We start from the raw sequence: 17723 nt of genomic DNA, 5'->3' as shown, positions 1-17723 counted from the left end.
ACGCTTCTCTAGACTCATGCGTCGTGACCCCTGAAGCGCTCGCCGATCTGGTCCGGACCGCGGTGGCCCAGTTGCTGGCCGACCGAGGTTTGGACACCGCTGCTCTGCCCGAGCAGGTGACGGTCGAGCGACCCAGGAACCCCGAGCACGGCGACTACGCCACGAACATCGCGCTCCAGCTCGCCAAGAAGGTCGGAGTCGCGCCGCGCGACCTCGCGGGGTGGCTGGTCGAGGCACTGCAGAGTCAGAAGGCCATCGCGAAGGCCGACGTCGCTGGTCCGGGCTTCATCAACCTGACGATTGCCACCGAGGCGCAGGGTGCGATCGTCGAGGACGCGCTGAAGGACGGTTACGGAACCGGCGGTGAGCTGCAGGGAAAGAAGATCAACCTGGAGTTCGTCTCGGCGAACCCGACCGGGCCCATCCACCTGGGCGGCGCGCGTTGGGCGGCTGTCGGTGACGCGCTCGGCAGGATTCTTCAGGCCCGTGGCGGCGAGGTCACCCGTGAGTACTACTTCAACGACGCCGGCGCGCAGATCGACCGGTTCGTCCGGTCCCTGATCGCCGCCGCGAAGGGCGAGCCGGCCCCCGAGGACGGGTACGCGGGCACGTATGTGAGCGACATCGCAGCCGAGGTCCTGCGGCGTGAACCGGGGGCGCTCAGCGACCCCGAGACCGTGCGCAAGGTCGGTGTCGGGCTGATGTTCGACGAGATCAAGCGCAGCCTGCACGACTTCGGCACGGATTTCGACGTCTTCTTCCACGAGGACTCGCTGCACCAGAGCGGGCGCGTGGAGGAGGCGATCACGAAGCTCAAGGCCAACGGCTCGCTGTACGAGAAGGACGGCGCCTGGTGGCTGCGGTCCACGGACTTCGGTGACGACAAAGATCGCGTCGTCATCAAGAGCGACGGCAACCCGGCCTACATCGCCGGCGACATCGCGTACCTCGTGGACAAGCGTGGCCGTGGCTTCGACCTGTGCATCTACATGCTCGGTGCGGACCACCACGGCTACATCGCGCGCCTCAAGGCCGCGGCGGCCGCGCTCGGCGACGACCCGGACAGCGTCGAGGTCCTGATCGGCCAGATGGTGAACCTCGTCAGCAACGGCCAGCCGGTGCGGATGAGCAAGCGCGCGGGCACCGTCATCACGATGGAGGACCTGGTCGACGCGGTCGGCGTGGATGCCGCGAGGTACGCCATGATCCGGTCGAGCGTCGACTCCAGCGTCGACATCGACCTCGATCTGCTGCGCAAGCAGAACAACGAGAACCCGGTCTACTACGTGCAGTACGCCCACGCGCGCACGTCGTCGATCCTGCGCAACGGCGCCGACCTCGGCGTCACCCCCGGTGAGGACTACTCGCTGCTCACCCATGAACTCGAAGGCAAGCTCATCCGCACCATCGGCGAGTTCCCGCGCGTGGTGGCATCCGCCGCCGAGTTGCGCGAACCGCACCGAGTGGCGCGCTACCTCGAAGACCTCGCGGGTGCGTACCACCGCTTTCAGACCCACGATGAATGCCGCGTGCTGCCGCGCGGCGACGAGGAGACAACTCCGTTGCACCAGGTCAGGCTTCAGCTCGTCAGCGCGACCAGGCGCGTGTTCGCCGCGGGCCTCGGCCTGCTCGGCGTGACCGCCCCGGAGCGCATGTGATGCGCGCGCACCCGGCCGGACCCCGGCACGCCGACGTGATGGTCCCCGGCAACACCGCCGGCGACCGCCCCTCCACCGCCGACCAGCTCGACTACCTGCACCCGACGGTGTGGCCGCGCAACGCCTCCCGCAACGACGCCGGCGTCGTCGAGCTCGCGGGTGTGGACGTGCGCGGACTCGCGGAGCAGTACGGCACCCCGTTGTTCGTCATGGACGAGCAGGACTTCCGCGCGCGTTGCCGTGAGCACGCCGAGGCGTTCGGCGACCCGACGCTCGTGCACTACGCCTCGAAGGCGTTCCTCAGCGTGCAGGTCGCGAAGTGGGTGGCCGAAGAGGGCCTCTCGATCGACGTCTGCAGCGGCGGCGAGCTCGCCATCGCGCTGAAGGCGGAGTTCCCCGCCGAGCGCATTGCGTTGCACGGCAACAACAAGAGCGTTCCCGAGCTGATCGCGGCCGTCGAGGCCGGTGTCGGCGGGATCGTGCTCGACTCGTTCCACGAGATCGCGCGCCTCGACCAGATCGCGCGTGAACGTGGTGTGGTGCAGCCGGTTCTGATCCGCGTGACGGTCGGCGTCGAGGCGCACACGCACGAGTTCATCGCGACCGCGCACGAGGACCAGAAGTTCGGCTTCTCGTTGTCTTCGGGCGATGCGGCCGAGGCGGTGCGCCGCGTGCTCAAGGCGTCGGGTCTCAAGCTGGTCGGCCTGCACAGCCACATCGGCTCGCAGATCTTCGACGCGTCCGGCTTCGAGGTCGCCGCGCGTCGCGTCATCGGACTGCTCGCGGAGATCCGCAAGGAGCACGGCGAGATCGACTCGTTGAACGTCGTCGACCTCGGCGGCGGTCTCGGCATCGCGTACACGCCGGACGACGACCCGCCCCCGCCCGCCGAGCTGGCGCGGCAGCTGCACAACATCGTGCAGAAGGAGTGCGAGCACAACGGCCTGGAGATGCCTCGCATCGCGGTCGAGCCCGGCCGCGCGATCGTCGGACCCGGCACGGTCACCGTGTACGAGGTCGGCACCATCAAGGACGTCGAGCTGGACGGTGGCGCGCGGCGCCGGTACGTCAGCGTCGACGGCGGGATGAGCGACAACATCCGCACCGCGCTCTACGACGCGGTCTACGACTGCAAGCTGGTCTCGCGTGCCGCGGAGCCCGAGTCGCGCGCCGTGCTGTGCCGCGTGGTGGGCAAGCACTGCGAGTCCGGTGACATCGTGGTTCGCGACTGCTGGCTGCCCGATGACCTCGCGCCGGGAGACTTGGTGGCGATCGCTGCGACCGGGGCCTACTGCTACTCGATGGCGAGCGGGTACAACCGACTTCCACGGCCCGCGCTCGCCGCGGTGACCGGTGGAGAGGCGCGGCTGCTGCTGCGTCGAGAGACCGAGGACGATCTGTTCCGTCTGGAGGTATGAGAGCCGTGAAACCGATTCGGGTCGCCTTGCTGGGTTGCGGCACGGTGGGCACGGAGGTAGTCCGGCTGCTGACGGACCAGGCCGAGGACCTCACCCAGCGCATCGGAGCGCCGGTTGAGCTCGCGGGCATCGCCGTGCGCAGGCCGAACAAACACCGTGAAGTACCTGAGCACCTGCTCACCACGGACGCCGCCGCTTTGGTGGCGTCGGACGACGTGGACGTGATCGTCGAGGTCATCGGCGGTATCGATCCCACGCGTGGACTGCTGCTGGACGCGCTGAAGGCGGGCAAGTCCGTCGTCACCGCGAACAAGGCGCTGCTCGCCGAGCACGGCTCGGACCTGTTCGAGGCAGCCGACGCGTCCGGTGCGGACCTCTACTTCGAGGCCGCCGTCGCCGGTGCGATCCCGTTGCTGCGCCCGTTGCGGGAATCCCTTGCGGGAGACCGGATCACGCGCGTCATGGGCATCGTGAACGGCACGACGAACTTCATCCTGTCCGCGATGGACGCCACGGGTGCCGGCTACGCCGAGACGCTCGAGGAAGCCTCGCGGCTCGGTTACGCCGAGGCCGACCCGACCGCGGACGTCGACGGGTTCGACGCCGCGTCGAAGGCGGCAATCCTTGCGTCCCTTGCGTTCCACACGCGAGTGACGGCTGCGGACGTGTACCGCGAGGGCATCCGCTCGGTGTCCGCGGCGGACATCGCGGCGGCCAAGGGCCTCGGCCGCACGGTGAAGCTGCTCGCGATCTGCGAGCGCGTCACCGCACCGTCCGGCCAGGAATCAGTCGCCGTTCGAGTGCACCCGGCCATGATCCCCAAGACGCATCCGCTGGCTTCGGTCAACGGCGCGTTCAACGCGGTGTTCGTCGAAGCAGACGCGGCGGGGGAGATGATGTTCTACGGGCAGGGTGCCGGTGGCGCCCCGACGGCGAGCGCGGTCGTCGGCGACCTGGTCGCCGTGGCGCGCAACAAGGTCGCGAGCGGACGTGGTCCGCGCGAGTCGGCCTACGCCGCGCTTCCCGCGCAGCCCATGGGGAACACGCCCACCCGCTACCACATCAGCCTCGACGTGGCGGACAAGCCCGGTGTCCTCTCGCAGGTCGCCGCGGTGTTCGCCGAGCACGACGTGAGCATCGCCGCGGTGCGCCAGGAAGGCCGCACCGAGGACGCCAGCCTGGTGATCGTCACGCACGCGGCTACGGACGCCGCGCTGCGGTCCACTGTGGACAAGATCGGCGGTCTCCCGGTGGTGCGGGAGGTCGTGAGCGTGATGAGGGTGGAGGGCGAGGAATGAGCGGCGCTGCGAGAGCTGGCTGGCCCGGTCTCATCAACGCTTACCGGGACCGCATAGAGATCCCCGAGGGCGCGGAGGTCGTGACGCTGCACGAGGGCGGCACGCCTTTGGTGCACGCTCGAAGGCTTTCCGAGGCCACCGGTTCGGACGTGTGGGTGAAGGTCGAGGGCGCGAACCCGACCGGTTCGTTCAAGGACCGCGGCATGACCGTGGCGATGACGTACGCGCTGGCTTCGGGTTTGAAGGCGGTCATCTGCGCCTCCACCGGCAACACGTCCGCGTCGGCCGCTGCTTATGCGGCCAAGGCGGGTCTGACGGCGGCCGTGCTGGTGCCCAGCGGCAAGATCGCGATGGGCAAGCTCGCGCAGGCCGTCATGCACGGCGCGAAGATCCTGCAGATCGACGGCAACTTCGACGACTGTCTCGAGCTGGCGTCGAAGACCGCGGCCGAGTACCCGGTGACGCTGGTGAACTCGGTCAACCCGGTGCGGCTGATCGGTCAGCAGACCGCCGCGTGGGAGGTCGCCGACGTGCTCGGGCAGGCGCCGGACGTGCACTGCCTGCCGGTCGGCAACGCGGGCAACATCACCGCGTACTGGAAGGGCTACACGTCGTACGACCGCGGCCTGCCGCGGATGTTCGGCTTCCAGGCCGCCGGTGCGGCGCCGCTGGTCAGCGGTGAGCCGGTGGCGAACCCCGAGACCATCGCGACCGCGATCCGGATCGGTTCGCCGGCGTCGTGGACCGGTGCGATCAACGCCCGGGACGAGTCCGGTGGCCTGATCGACGCCGTGACCGACGACCAGATCCTGGCCGCGTACCGGTTGCTGGCGTCGTCCGAGGGCATCTTCGTGGAGCCCGCGTCGGCCGCGTCCATCGCCGGTCTGCTGATGACCGCCGAGGACGGCCGGCTCCCCAAGGGCTCGACGGTTGTGTGCACCGTCACTGGACACGGTCTGAAGGACCCCGACACCGCGTTGCTGGGCGTCACCGAGGTCGAGCCGGTTCCGGTCGACCCCGGTGCCGTGGCACACGCGTTGGAGCTGGCGTGAAGTTCCTGGTTTCCGTCCCCGCGTCGACCGCGAACCTCGGTTCGGGGTTCGACGCGCTGGGCATGGCGCTCGGGATGTACGACGACGTCGAGGTGGCCACGGCCGACGGCCTCTCGATCGCCGTCGACGGCGCCGGGGCAGGCGAGGTCCCGCTCGACGAGAGCCATCTCGTCGTGCGGGCCGTTCGTGCCACCGGGTACACCGGTGGGCTCGCGTTGCGCTGCCGCAACACCATTCCGCACGCACGCGGGTTGGGCTCGTCGGCGGCAGCGATCGTGGCGGGTGTCGCAGCCGGATTCACCCTGATGGGTCGCGAGTTGGACACGGACGCGTTGCAAATCGCTGCCGAGTTCGAAGGTCACGCGGACAACGCGGCGGCCTCTTTGTTCGGCGGCGTTGTCGTTGCGTGGTCTGAAGGAGAGCGTTACCGCGCGGTCCGGATGGAGCCCGACGCGCGGGTGCGCCCGGTCGTGTTGATTCCATCCCAGGAGTCGTCCACCAAGACGACGCGCGGCCTGCTTCCGGCCGAGGTGCCGCACGCGGACGCCGCGCACGCCGCGGGAAGGGCCGCCCTGGCGGTGCACGCGCTGACGTCGGATCCGTCCGTTCTCCTTGCTGCGACTGAGGATCGCCTCCACCAGAACTACCGCGAGCCCGCGTGGCCCGACACCGTTCGGGTGATCAACGATCTTCGCAAGCTCGGTGTTCCCGCGTGCGTGTCCGGAGCGGGACCCACCGTGATCGCCTTCGGCGACCTGCCGGCCGAGGTTGATGTACACGGCTTCGACGTGCGGAGACTCGACGTCGACACCGCCGGCGTGCGCGTTCGTCCATTGGACTGACACGCCCGACCCCGGTTGTTGCATGCAGGAGGACCGGCGTCTACCCTCGGGGGCGATCAGTCACCGCGCGCACGGGCGCCGGTGTCGCGCCCGGACACTCGTTCCGGGTCGCAATCCTTTTGTGTTCCGGCTCTGTGCCGTGCGGGCGGGGCGGACGCAAAAGAGGCACCCGATCGCCGTGTGACCTGAGAAAAGTCCCGTGCTTGCCGGAAGCGGTGTGTGCTTCCGTCTGCATCGGACTGACCGTCGTTCCCCAGTTGAAGCGGGAAGACGGGTCCGCTGGGCCGCGTAGGAGGCGGGGCCTGGTCAGGAAGGACATGTGTGAGCAACACCGATTTGCTGAGCAGCGATGTCGCAGCTGCTTCTGGTTCTGGAGCCGAGGAGAACGCTCTGTCCACCCCTTCGAACGGCACGACGCCGCGCCGCCGCGCGGGTCTGTCCGGCATGGTGCTCGCTGAGTTGCGCGAGCTCGCCGGCCAAATGGGCATCACCGGAACCGCAGGCCTGCGCAAGGGCGACCTGATCGCGGCCATCAAGGAGAAGCAGGGCTCTGGCGCCCCGGCGAAAGCCGAAAAGCCCGCGAAAGCCGAGAAGGCTGTCGCGAAGGCCCCCGCCGCCGAGAAGCCCGCGGCCGCTGAAAAGCCTGTTCAGCAGCAGCTCGAGGTAGCGGAGAAGCCCGCTGCCGCAGCTGCCCCCGCCGAGACCGGTGCCCCGGCCGAGGAAGGTGGTCGCCGCGGTAACCGGCGCCGTCGTTCCGGCCGCGGTGGTGGCAACGCCGAGGGTGGCGAGGGCCAGCAGTCCGAGCAGCGCGCCGAGCGTTCCGACCGCTCTGACCGCTCTGACCGCTCTGGTGAGCGTCAGGAGCGCGGCGAGCGTCCCGAGCGTTCCGAGCGTCAGGACCGCGGTGAGCGTTCCGAGCGTCAGGACCGTGGCGACCGTCAGGATCGCGGCGAGCGCCAGGATCGCGGCGAGCGCCAGGACCGTGGCGAGCGCCAGGACCGGGGCGACCGCGGTGGTCGTGACCGCAACCGCGACCGTCAGGGCGGCCAGTCCCAGGGCGACGACGACGGCGATGGCCGTCGTGGCCGCTTCCGCGACCGCCGCCGCCGCGGTGGCCGTGGCGAGGGCGGCGAGCGTCCGGACCGCGAGACCGAGGTGCGCGAGGACGACGTCCTGCTCCCCGTCGCGGGCATCCTGGACGTGCTGGAGAACTACGCGTTCGTCCGCACGTCGGGCTACCTGGCCGGCTCGAACGACGTCTACGTCTCCCTGTCGCTGGTCCGCAAGTACGGCCTGCGCCGCGGTGACGCCATTACGGGCGCCGTCCGCCAGCCGCGCGACGGCGAGCAGCAGCGCCAGAAGTTCAACCCGCTGGTCCGCGTCGACAAGATCAACGGCCTGGACCCGGAAGAGGCGCGCAACCGCCCGGACTTCACCAAGCTGACGCCGCTCTACCCGAACGAGCGTCTGCGCCTGGAGACCGAGCCGCACATCCTCACCACGCGTGTCATCGACCTGGTGATGCCCATCGGTAAGGGGCAGCGTGCGCTGATCGTGTCGCCGCCGAAGGCCGGTAAGACCTCGGTTCTGCAGTCGATCGCCAACGCGATCACGAAGAACAACCCCGAGTGCCACCTGATGGTGGTGCTGGTGGACGAGCGGCCTGAAGAGGTCACCGACATGCAGCGGTCCGTCAAGGGTGAGGTCATCGCCTCCACCTTCGACCGGCCGCCGTCGGACCACACGACGATCTCTGAGCTTGCGATTGAGCGGGCGAAGAGGCTTGTCGAGATGGGCCACGACGTTGTCGTGCTGCTCGACTCGATCACTCGTTTGGGCCGTGCTTACAACTTGGCGGCGCCGGCCTCTGGCCGGATTCTGTCCGGTGGTGTCGACTCGACGGCGCTTTACCCGCCGAAGCGGTTCTTGGGTGCGGCTCGGAACATCGAGGGTGGCGGGTCGTTGACCGTCATCGCTACGGCGCTGGTCGAGACTGGTTCCGCTGGTGACTCGGTGATCTTCGAGGAGTTCAAGGGCACGGGTAACGCTGAGCTCAAGTTGGACCGGAAGATCGCTGACAAGCGGACGTTCCCGGCTGTGGACGTTGACTCGTCGGGTACTCGTAAGGAAGAGCTTCTGCTCTCGCCGGACGAGATGGCGGTCACGCACAAGTTGCGTCGGGTGCTGCACGCTCTGGATGGGCAGCAGGCGATTGATCTGCTGCTTGACCGGCTGCGGAAGTCTCGGACCAACATCGAGTTCCTGATGCAGGTCGCGAAGACCACGCCTGGGGCTGAGCAGGACTGATCGGCTCTGTAAGTTTCACGTGAAAAGACCCCCGCTGCTGGTCAGCGGGGGTCTTTTTGCGGTTGGTCACTCTAATGTCGTAGCTGCTTGTCGCCTGGCCGCGGGTTGCGTAGGTGCTTGCGTCCGTTGGTGGCTTCGTGGGCGGTGACGGGATCCCCACCGCCGGGACCACACGGGAAAGACGGCTCGCCTTCGGCATCGCATAAGAGCGGCGGGCTCACCCAGCTGGCTAGCGGCAGTCTGCCGTTGGGCGGCTCTCGTCGTTCTGCACCAGGCACTGGAACACCAGGCCCAGCAGCACCGGCAAGCCCACCACCGTTGTGGCCAGCGCGGGGACCTCCACCGCGCCTACCAGCACCCCGAACGCCAGCACTGCCGCCAGGTACGGCCAGCGCAGCCAGGTTCGTTGCCAAGGGCGGCGCCAGCGGACGCCGCCGGACACCGCTGCGGCCACCGCCACGCCAGCCCCGGACACCACGGGTGACAGTGGCACCGTGGTCCAGGACGCGGTGATCAGCCCTGCCGACCCCATCAGGCCGAACACGGCGAAAGCGAACAGGAACGGCACTGCCAGCCACACGCGCTGGTTCATGGGCCGTTCGGTGGTGCAGAACACGGCACACAGTCTGATGGACGTTCACCAACAACACGGAGCCGTATGTGGCCGAACGGCTGCACCTTGCGCCGAACGGCGTATCACGGCGGTTAAGCGGTTGTGACTTCGGCCACGCAAAGCCGCGAGGAAGACCCTCGGGAACAACCGCGTTTTTGCACGTGTTGAAGGGTCTGGCAAACTAAACGGTCGAGTCCGGCTCCGGTTCACCCGTTCTGCAACAGGGACCCGGCGGCCATCCTTGAAAGGGACAAGATCTTGAAGACTGGAATCCACCCGGAGTACACCGTCACCGAGGTGACGTGCAGCTGCGGCAACGCCTTCACCACGCGCAGCACCACCTCGGCGTCCGAGGTTCGTGTTGAGATGTGCTCGAACTGCCACCCGTTCTACACGGGCAAGCAGCGCATCCTGGACACCGGCGGTCGCGTCGCGCGCTTCGAGGCGCGTTACGGCAAGCGCAACAAGTAGCTGCTTCAACGGCGCCTGACCTCGGCAGACATGCCGAGGCAGGCGCCGTTTGCCGTCTTCGAGACCAACCATCTGAGGAGCCGAAGAAGTGTCGCAGTCGCTGGACAGCTTGCTCGCCGAGTACGACGAGCTCGAGAAGAAGCTCGCCGACCCCAGCGTGCACGCTGACCAGGTGGGGGCGCGCAAGCTCGGCAAGAGGTACGCGCAGCTCGGGCCGATCGTGAAGACCGCTCGGGAGATCGAGCAGGCCAAGAGCGACCTGGAGGCCGCCAAGGAGCTCGCGGCCGAGGACAAGGGGTTCCAGGAAGAGGTCGACCAGCTCGAGGAGCAGCTTCCCAAGTTGGAGGAGAAGCTGACCGAGTTGCTGCTGCCGCGTGACCCGCATGACGGGGACGACGTGGTGCTGGAGATCAAGTCTGGTGAGGGCGGCGAGGAGTCCGCGCTGTTCGCCGGGGATCTGCTGCGCATGTACACGCGGTATGCGGAGCGGCAGGGCTGGAAGGTCGAGATGCTCGACGGCACCGACTCGGACCTTGGTGGGTTCAAGGACGTCACGGTGTCCATCAAGACCAAGTCCGCGACTCCGGACGGGGTGTGGAGCAGGCTGAAGTGGGAGGGCGGCGTGCACCGGGTGCAGCGCGTGCCCGTGACGGAGTCGCAAGGCCGCATCCACACGTCCGCGGCCGGCGTTCTCGTGTTTCCGGAGGCCGAAGAGGTCGCCGAGGTCGAGATCGACGAGAAGGACCTGCGCGTCGACGTCTACCGGTCCAGTGGCAAGGGTGGGCAGTCGGTCAACACGACTGACTCCGCGGTTCGCATCACGCACCTGCCGACCGGCATCGTCGTGTCCTGCCAGAACGAGCGCAGCCAGTTGCAGAACAAGGCTCGCGCCATGATGGTGCTGCAGTCCCGGCTCGCCGCGCTCCACGAGGAGCAGAAGGCGCAGGAGCAGAGCGACGCGCGCCGCACCCAGATCCGGACCGTTGACCGGAGTGAACGGGTGAGGACCTACAACTTCCCCGAATCGCGAATTTCTGATCACCGGGTTGGGTACAAAGCGCATAACCTGGACCAGGTGCTCGACGGTGACCTGGACGCGGTGGTGGATGCATTGGCCGCCGCTGACCGGGCAGAACGGCTCGCAGGCGGGTAATCCGACGTGAGAGGGGCGCGTTGTGGCCGAGATCCTGGTGAATCCGCAGAACGCGCCCATCGACCAACCGGTCGACATCATCGTCGTGGGGCTTCCGCCCGGCGATGAGATCACCGTTCAACTGTCCACAGGCGACCGTGCGTCCCACGGTGTCTTCACCGCTGACGAACGCGGTGTTGTGGATCTCACCCGGCACGCGCCGCTTGAAGGCACCTACGCCGGTGTCGATCCGATGGGGCTGTTCTGGTCCCTCGAACGCACCGGTGGCAAGCAGGGGCCGATGGTCCTGTCCGCCGAGGGTGCGGGGGAGATCGAACTCCAGCGGCTGAGCGTGCCTGAGGGCGTTGAGCGGGTCGAGGTGCGGGAGAACGGTCTGGTCGGCACCCTGTTCGCCCCTGAGGACGACGGAGGCGACCTGCCGGGGGTCATCGTGCTCGGTGGGTCCGAAGGTGGCCTGCACGAGTCGGACGCGGCGTTGCTGGCCGCGCACGGGTTCGTGGCGTTCGCGCTCGGCTACTTCGGGATGAAGGGCCTGCCTGAGCGGCTCGTGGACATCCCACTTGAGTACTTCGGCACCGCGATCGACTACCTCAGCGAACGTGCGGGCGAGATCGGCGTGATCGGTGGGTCGCGCGGCGGTGAGCTGGCGTTGCTCGTCGGTGCGACGTATCCGCAGGTCAGGGCGGTCGTGAGCCTGGTGGGCAGCGGCGTGGTGACGCAGGGGATCGGGCCTGGCGCGAACCTGCTGCAGATCCTCCAGCACGACGCGGCGTCGTGGACGTTGAAAGGCGAGCCGCTGCCGTACCTGCCGTACTACGTGGGCGAAGAGCTGCGGTCGAAGATCGTGAACGGCGAACCGGTGCCGTTGCGGCTCGCGTTCGACACCTCTGACGGCATCCCCGAGGACACCGAAATCAGGGTCGAGAACATCGTCGGGGGTGTGTTGCTCATCTCGTCCGGGCACGACGACGGGTGGCCGTCTGTCGAGCTGAGCGAGGTCGCGATGCGCCGGCTGAAGGACCACGAGCACCCGTTCCCGTACGAGCACGTCGTGTATCCCGAGGCAGGACACCTGATCGCGGCCCCGCCGTACCGGCCGCAGACCGACGTGACCTATCCGGGGCCCGGTGTCACCTTCTCGGGTGGTGGTGTTCCGCAGGCCACCGCGCACGCCCAGGCGAACGCTTGGAAACGGACGGTTGAGTTCTTGCAGGAGCAGCTCGGGACCTAGGGTGTGCTCTTATGAGCGCACACTTTGATGTCGTCGTCGTGGGTGCGGGTCCCGGTGGCTACGTCGCCGCGATCCGGGCGGCTCAGCTCGGGCTGAAGACCGCCGTCGTCGAGGAGAAGTACTGGGGCGGCGTTTGTCTCAACGTCGGCTGCATCCCGTCGAAGGCACTGTTGCGCAACGCTGAGTTGGCGCACATCTTCACGCACGAGCAGAAGACGTTCGGCATCAAGGTCGACGGCACCGTCAGCTTCGACTACGGCGCCGCTTGGCAGCGCAGCCGCAAGGTCGCCGACGGGCGCGTCAAGGGCGTGCACTTCCTCATGAAGAAGAACGGCATCACCGAGTACAACGGGTGGGCCAACTTCACCGACGACCACACGCTGACCGTCGGGGACGAGACGATCACCTTCGGCCACGCGATCATCGCCGTGGGCGCCACGACCCGGATGCTGCCGAACACGCAGAAGTCCGACCGCGTCGTGACCTACGAAGAGCAGATCATGACCGAGGACCTGCCCGAGTCGATCATCATCGCCGGTGCGGGCGCGATCGGTGTCGAGTTCGCGTACGTCATGCACAACTACGGCGTGAAGGTCACCATCGTCGAGTTCCTCGACCGCATGGTGCCGCTCGAGGACGCCGAGGTGTCCGCCGAGCTGCTCAAGCGCTACAAGAAGATGGGCGTCGACGTCCGCGTCGGCACGCGTGTCGAGTCGATCGACGAGTCGGGCGAGAAGGTCCGCGTCACCGTGTCGAAGAACGGTGCGGAGGAAGTCCTGGAGGCCGACAAGGTCCTGCAGGCCATCGGTTTCGTGCCGCGCGTCGAGGGCTACGGCCTGGAGAACACCGGCGTGAAGCTCACCGACCGCGGTGCCATCGACATCGACGGCCGCGGCCGCACGTCCGTGCCGCACATCTTCGCGATCGGTGACGTCACGGCGAAGCTGATGCTCGCGCACACCGCCGAGTCGATGGGCATCATCGCCGCGGAGACCATCGCGGGTGCCGAGACGATGGAGCTCGACTACGTGATGATCCCGCGGGCGACGTTCTGCCAGCCGCAGATCGCGTCGTTCGGCTACACCGAGGCGCAGGCCCGGGAGAAGGGCTTCGACGTCCAGGTCGCGAAGTTCCCGTTCACCGCGAACGGCAAGGCACACGGTCTCGGCGACTTCGGCGGGTTCGTGAAGCTGATCAGCGACGGCAAGCACGGCGAGCTGCTCGGCGGCCACATCATCGGCCCCGAGGCGACCGAGCTGCTGCCGGAGCTGACTTTGGCGCAGCAGTGGGACCTCACCGTCCACGAGGTCGCGCGCAACGTCCACGCGCACCCGACGCTGTCGGAGGCCGTCAAGGAAGCGGTGCACGGCCTGGCCGGGCACATGATCAACTTCTGAGATAGCTTTCCGCTGATGATGAACCGGCAGCCGCTCCGCCTCGCCATCTCCGAGGCGGCCAAGATCCTCGCCGACGCCGGCGTGGACAGTCCGCGCGTCGACGCGGAGTTCCTGGCCGCGCACGTGCTCGGCGTGGAGCGGGGGCGGCTGCCGCTCATCCCGTTGGTCGATCCTTCGGTGATCGACCAGCTGCACAAGCTCGTTCTCGTGCGGGCGTCGCGGATTCCGTTGCAGCACATCCTCGGCTGGGCGCCCATGGGTGCCATCGACGTCGAGGTCGGGCCGGGGGTGTTCGTGCCGCGGCCGGAGACGGAGCTGCTGATGGAGTGGGGCCTGAAATCCCTGGTGGGGGTCTCTTCGCCGGTCGTCGTGGATCTGTGCACGGGGACGGGCGCGTTGGCGTTGTCGATCGCCCACGCCCGGCCGGACGCGGTGGTGCACGCGGTGGAGATCGATCCGCAAGCGCTTGCGTGGACGCGGCGCAACTCCGACGTGCGGGTCGCGGCCGGGGACACGCCGATCCGGCTGCACTCCGGTGACGCGACGGATCCCTCGCTGCTGTCCGACCTGGACGGTTCGGTGGATCTTGTGGTGTGCAATCCGCCTTATGTGCCTGAGGGTGTGGAGGTGCAGCCCGAGGTCGGCGTGCACGATCCGCACCACGCGGTGTTCTCCGGTGCGGACGGGCTGGACGTGATCCGGCACGTGGTCTCGGCGGCCGCGCGGTGGCTGAAGCCGGGTGGGTGCGTCGGGATCGAGCACGACGACACGCAGGGGGAGTCCGTGCCGGCGCTGCTGACGGCGCGGCGGGTGCTGACGGACGTCGCGGATCATCTTGACCTGGCTGGGCGGCCGCGGTTCGCGACCGCCCGCAAGGTCGGCTAGGTCTCTCAGGGTTTCTCAGGGTTTCTCAGAACAGGGCGTCGAAGGCTTTCGCCAGTTCCTTCATCTGCTCGCCCAGGCCGCGGTCGGCCAGCTTGTCCATCAGGTGCGCGGTGACTTCCTTGCTGGGCTTGGGTTTCCTGGCCTCGACGCGCAGATCGTCGACCGCCTCGATGGTCGACGTCGGCGCCTTGGCGTCGTTCAGGTCCTCGCGCAGTTCGTCGAGCAGGCGCAGCACGGCGGAGACGTCCCTTATGTGTCCTATGTGGATGTCGCCGACGTGGGCGTGCCCGCTGGTGCCGATGTTGCTGCCGACCACTGGGCCTTCGATGTCGAACTTCTTGTCGTTCATGAGCTTTCCTTGCTGGTGCCGACCTTCGCGTTGCCCGTGCGCGCCTTGCCGGCCGTGGCGATGTTGCTGGAGATGACCGGGCCGGTGATGTGCACGTTGTTGTTCGTCACCTGCATGGCCTGTTCCATGAACTCGGTGACCGAGACGCCCTTGCTCTGCAGGAACTCGCCCATCGTGCGCAGCAGGCGTGACTCCAGGACCTTGATGTAGCGCTCGACGTCGGTGAGCTGGAAGTAGTTGTCGACCTGGTTCTCGCTGACGAGCTCGCGCAGGCTGACCGTGGCACCGTACCGAGCCGCGACGAACGTGCCCTCGGCCTGGTGGATCGGGTTCATCCAGTTCACCGCCGTGGCGAACCGCTTCGGCAGCGAGGCGGGGAACCGCAGCAGGTCGACGAGCGCCTCGATGAACGGCTGCATCGACTGCTCCGGCAGCACGTCGATGTCGCGGTGCCGGGACTGGATCGGGTGCAGGATGCAGGGCGTCCACTCGGCGTAGAGCATCTCCTCGTCGAGCCCGAACGTGAGGTACGCCGAGATGACGACATCGCGGTCCCAGGTCTCGACCTCGAACGACCGGAAGTACCGCATCCACTCCATCGGCCTGGTGATCAGACCGTCCACAACGGACCTGTCGACCTGGGTCTCCGGTGAATGGTCCTTGTCCGGCAGGATGATCCGCGTTTCGTCGTCTTCGATGTGGTCGATCAGCTCGACCGAGGAGACGACGACCCGGTCGCCCGTCTTGAGCCCGCGAAGCCGGTGGCCCGGGGACAGCGACGGTGAGCGTCCGGTCTTGAGCAGCTCCGCCGTGATGTGCTCGTACAGCTCGGGCAGCGTGAAACCCTCGTACTTCTTGTCCTCAGCGGGTTTCAGCGGCAGCGCCATCGACCACGGTTCGAACATCGTGCCGGAGCCGACGAACGGCCGATAGCCGTGGTAAACGATCACCTGAGCCTCTTGTTGTGGCTCAGACTCGTTGTCCTCCACGGGGTACAGCGCGAGTGCCTCGGCGTAGTTCGAGTGCCCGAGACGCCGGAACTTCCACTCGTTGCGCCACAGCTCCTCCTCTGGAGCGCTGGTGCGGAAGTGCGCGCGCCGGAAGCTCTTCGTGACCAACAGCCACGTCACGACCCGATCCGCCAGCAACACCGCGAAGATCAGCGCGATGCCGATGATCGCGATGGCGAGCCCGGCGCTGCTCTCGGACTCGTACTCCTCGTAGTACCTCCTGTAGGCGCTGCTTCCGGATAGCTCGTCGGAAACCTTGTACAGCACGAAGAACAGCGCGATCGCGCTGGCGATGGCTCCGAGCACGAGCGGCCCGCGCGCGTGCGGCGCTGGTTGCCGCGCGCGCTTCAAGCCGAACCGCCCCCCAGCTGCGAGCGCGACGGTCATGGCGACCAGCAGCCACCCCCCGAGCAACATCCCGCTCGCCGCGAACAACACCACGATCGCCAACACCAACAGCAAGCTGTCGCGCACCTTGCGCCGCGTACGCCCGGCCACCGCCTCCCGCAACACCGCGCCGGCGTTGACCCCGGGCGACCGCGGAATGGACCGGGTGGACTCCACCAGGTACTCGCGAATGGCCGAGTCCGCGAACTCCTCGTCGCGGTGCGCGGCTCCGCAGAGGAAGCGAGTGGTGTCGTCGCGCAACTGCGGAGAATCGCTTCCCGTCGTCGCTGCGGGAGTTGACATTGTCCTGTCCACTTTCTGTCATTGAATCGCACGCTTCACATTTGCGCAGGTCAGAGACTTGGTGAGACAACGAACAACACAATTCTTGACGCTTCGGGATCTGTTGACTGGCACAATAGTCGTTACTGGTCGGAATCTGTCAAAGGGTGATGAATTGCAAATTGTCAATGCGCCGAACGAGGGCAAATGACGGACCCGCCGCCGATCCGCTGCTTCCTGAGCTACGCCCGTCAGGACGAAGAGGTCATGAAGTTCGTGGGCCCCTTCACCTCCGCGCTGCGCCAACTCGCCTACGCCGACCGCGGCCGCGCGCTGGAAATCTTCCTGGACCGCGAGGCGATCGGCTGGGGCGATCTGGCCCAGCCGACGATCCGCGCCGCCGTCCGCAGCGCCACGGTCTTCCTCCCGGTCCTGACCCGGCGCTACTTCGACCGCCCGTACTGCCGCGAGGAACTGTTCGTCTTCTACAACCAGGCCGCCGTCTCCGGCGTTTCCGGCCTGCTGCTCCCCGTGGTCCTGCTGGGCGCCGACTACCTGACCGAGGACAACCCGGACCTGGCCGTGCAGCTGGTGGTCGAGCGCCAGCACCGCAGCGTCCGCGAGGCCTGGCTGGACGGCGAGTCTTCCCCAACTTGGCGCCGCACAATGCTTTCGCTGGCCTCCGAACTGGTAGACCGCGTCACGGCCGCCGAACGCCGCCTGCTGTCCGAGCCTCCTCCCGCGGACGTCGACGTGGAGGCAGAACTGGCCCAGTTCTCGTTGGACGTCACGACGATGACCACGGCCGTCTCGTCGGTGATCTCAACGTTCCACGCCGGCCTCGACGGCGACCCGGCCCTGCTGTCCTCCGCCGCGCGCTCGTTGCAGAACGCCGGCCGCCGCTTCGAACTGCGCGCCTTCCAGGTGGACCGCGCTCTTCGCTCTGCGGGTTCGCTCTCGCCGGGTTCCTTCGGTCCGCTGGACGACCTGATCGGCGGGGTGGAAGCCCTGCTCGTGAGCACCCGCCGCGGCGAGGCGTCCCACGTCCCCCTGCGCCAGGTGATGGCGGTGTTCCGCGAGGGCCTCACGGCCTTGCGCAGCGGCCTCTGCGTGGTGGAGTCGTGGTCGGAGTTGCCAAATCCTGGCCAAAAACACGACGTTTAGTCACGTTGGGGCCAAACGGTCGTATGTTCGTTGGTGGGGAGGGCACGCGGTCACGCGCTCGAGGAACCGCCGCCTCGCGCGTGACCGCGTGTGCGCCACTGTCATTCGGTGGCTGGCGCTGCTTCCCGGACGGGCCGCCTCACGACGAGCGCGATGAACGCCGCATTAATCAGTACAGCGGTGCTCAAACCCGTGAGGAGGAGCTT

15 protein-coding genes are annotated in these 17723 nt (G+C 67.6%); 12 read left to right on the top strand and 3 right to left on the bottom strand.

Features of this window, described 5'->3' with window-relative positions; genetic code table 11:
* Nucleotides 1-23: 23 nt before the first annotated feature.
* From argS to rho, 6 genes are all read left to right on the top strand, one after another.
* Entirely contained in the window at nt 24-1658 is a 1635-nt protein-coding gene (argS, locus tag LFM09_RS03370) for an arginine--tRNA ligase (RefSeq protein WP_414094745.1), read from the top strand.
* Nucleotides 1658-3076, top strand: a complete 1419-nt coding sequence (gene lysA / locus LFM09_RS03365) for a diaminopimelate decarboxylase (protein ID WP_414094744.1) — start codon at nt 1658-1660, stop codon at nt 3074-3076. The genes argS and lysA overlap by 1 nt, the downstream gene beginning before the upstream one ends.
* Nucleotides 3073-4374 carry a homoserine dehydrogenase gene (locus tag LFM09_RS03360; protein ID WP_414094743.1) on the top strand — a complete coding sequence of 434 codons (1302 nt, stop codon included), beginning with the start codon at nt 3073-3075 and terminating at the stop codon, nt 4372-4374. The genes lysA and LFM09_RS03360 overlap by 4 nt, the downstream gene beginning before the upstream one ends.
* Nucleotides 4371-5426, top strand: a complete 1056-nt coding sequence (gene thrC, locus LFM09_RS03355) for a threonine synthase (protein ID WP_414094742.1) — start codon at nt 4371-4373, stop codon at nt 5424-5426. Before LFM09_RS03360 ends, thrC begins: the two co-directional genes overlap by 4 nt.
* Nucleotides 5423-6268, top strand: coding sequence for a homoserine kinase (gene thrB, locus LFM09_RS03350; protein WP_414094741.1), 846 nt, complete (start codon nt 5423-5425; stop codon nt 6266-6268). The genes thrC and thrB overlap by 4 nt, the downstream gene beginning before the upstream one ends.
* A gap of 321 nt (nt 6269-6589) precedes the next feature.
* Nucleotides 6590-8575 (top strand): transcription termination factor Rho, encoded by a 1986-nt coding sequence (rho, locus tag LFM09_RS03345; RefSeq protein WP_414094740.1) that lies wholly within the window; start codon nt 6590-6592, stop codon nt 8573-8575.
* Between the two features lie 229 nt (nt 8576-8804).
* On the opposite strand, the gene LFM09_RS03340 is transcribed toward rho, so the two are convergent.
* The gene (locus LFM09_RS03340; RefSeq protein WP_414094739.1) at nt 8805-9191 is read right to left on the bottom strand and encodes a hypothetical protein; all 387 of its coding nucleotides are present in this window, start codon (nt 9189-9191) and stop codon (nt 8805-8807) included.
* Between the two features lie 255 nt (nt 9192-9446).
* Here LFM09_RS03340 and rpmE point away from each other — a divergent pair, with 255 nt between their 5' ends.
* The 5 genes from rpmE (at nt 9447) to prmC (ending at nt 14325) form a co-directional block, all read left to right on the top strand.
* Entirely contained in the window at nt 9447-9659 is a 213-nt protein-coding gene (gene rpmE, locus LFM09_RS03335) for a 50S ribosomal protein L31 (protein ID WP_086664588.1), read from the top strand.
* Between the two features lie 88 nt (nt 9660-9747).
* Nucleotides 9748-10812 (top strand): peptide chain release factor 1, encoded by a 1065-nt coding sequence (gene prfA / locus LFM09_RS03330; protein ID WP_414094738.1) that lies wholly within the window; start codon nt 9748-9750, stop codon nt 10810-10812.
* A 22-nt stretch (nt 10813-10834) separates the two neighbouring features.
* Nucleotides 10835-12043, top strand: coding sequence for an acyl-CoA thioester hydrolase/BAAT C-terminal domain-containing protein (locus LFM09_RS03325; protein ID WP_414094737.1), 1209 nt, complete (start codon nt 10835-10837; stop codon nt 12041-12043).
* A gap of 11 nt (nt 12044-12054) precedes the next feature.
* Complete coding sequence (gene lpdA, locus LFM09_RS03320) at nt 12055-13440, top strand: dihydrolipoyl dehydrogenase (RefSeq protein WP_414094736.1); 1386 nt, start codon at nt 12055-12057, stop codon at nt 13438-13440.
* Nucleotides 13441-13458: 18 nt separating this feature from the next.
* On the top strand, nt 13459-14325 hold the full coding sequence (gene prmC, locus LFM09_RS03315; protein WP_414095149.1) for a peptide chain release factor N(5)-glutamine methyltransferase: 867 nt from the start codon (nt 13459-13461) through the stop codon (nt 14323-14325).
* 25 nt (nt 14326-14350) lie between these two features.
* Here the strand turns inward: prmC and LFM09_RS03310 are convergent, their stop codons facing one another.
* Both LFM09_RS03310 and LFM09_RS03305 read right to left on the bottom strand, forming a co-directional pair.
* Nucleotides 14351-14674 (bottom strand): hypothetical protein, encoded by a 324-nt coding sequence (locus LFM09_RS03310; protein ID WP_414094735.1) that lies wholly within the window; start codon nt 14672-14674, stop codon nt 14351-14353.
* Complete coding sequence (locus LFM09_RS03305; protein ID WP_414094734.1) at nt 14671-16374, bottom strand: hypothetical protein; 1704 nt, start codon at nt 16372-16374, stop codon at nt 14671-14673. Before LFM09_RS03305 ends, LFM09_RS03310 begins: the two co-directional genes overlap by 4 nt.
* A 186-nt stretch (nt 16375-16560) precedes the next feature.
* Between LFM09_RS03305 and LFM09_RS03300 the strand changes: the two genes are divergently transcribed.
* Entirely contained in the window at nt 16561-17517 is a 957-nt protein-coding gene (locus LFM09_RS03300; RefSeq protein ID WP_414094733.1) for a toll/interleukin-1 receptor domain-containing protein, read from the top strand.
* Nucleotides 17518-17723 lie beyond the last annotated feature (206 nt).

This window comes from Lentzea alba, from assembly GCF_047445655.1.
Classification (GTDB): Bacteria; Actinomycetota; Actinomycetes; order Mycobacteriales; family Pseudonocardiaceae; genus Lentzea; species Lentzea alba_A.
Note: the sequence above shows the minus strand (reverse complement) of the source record. Positions and strands in the feature narration are given on the sequence as shown.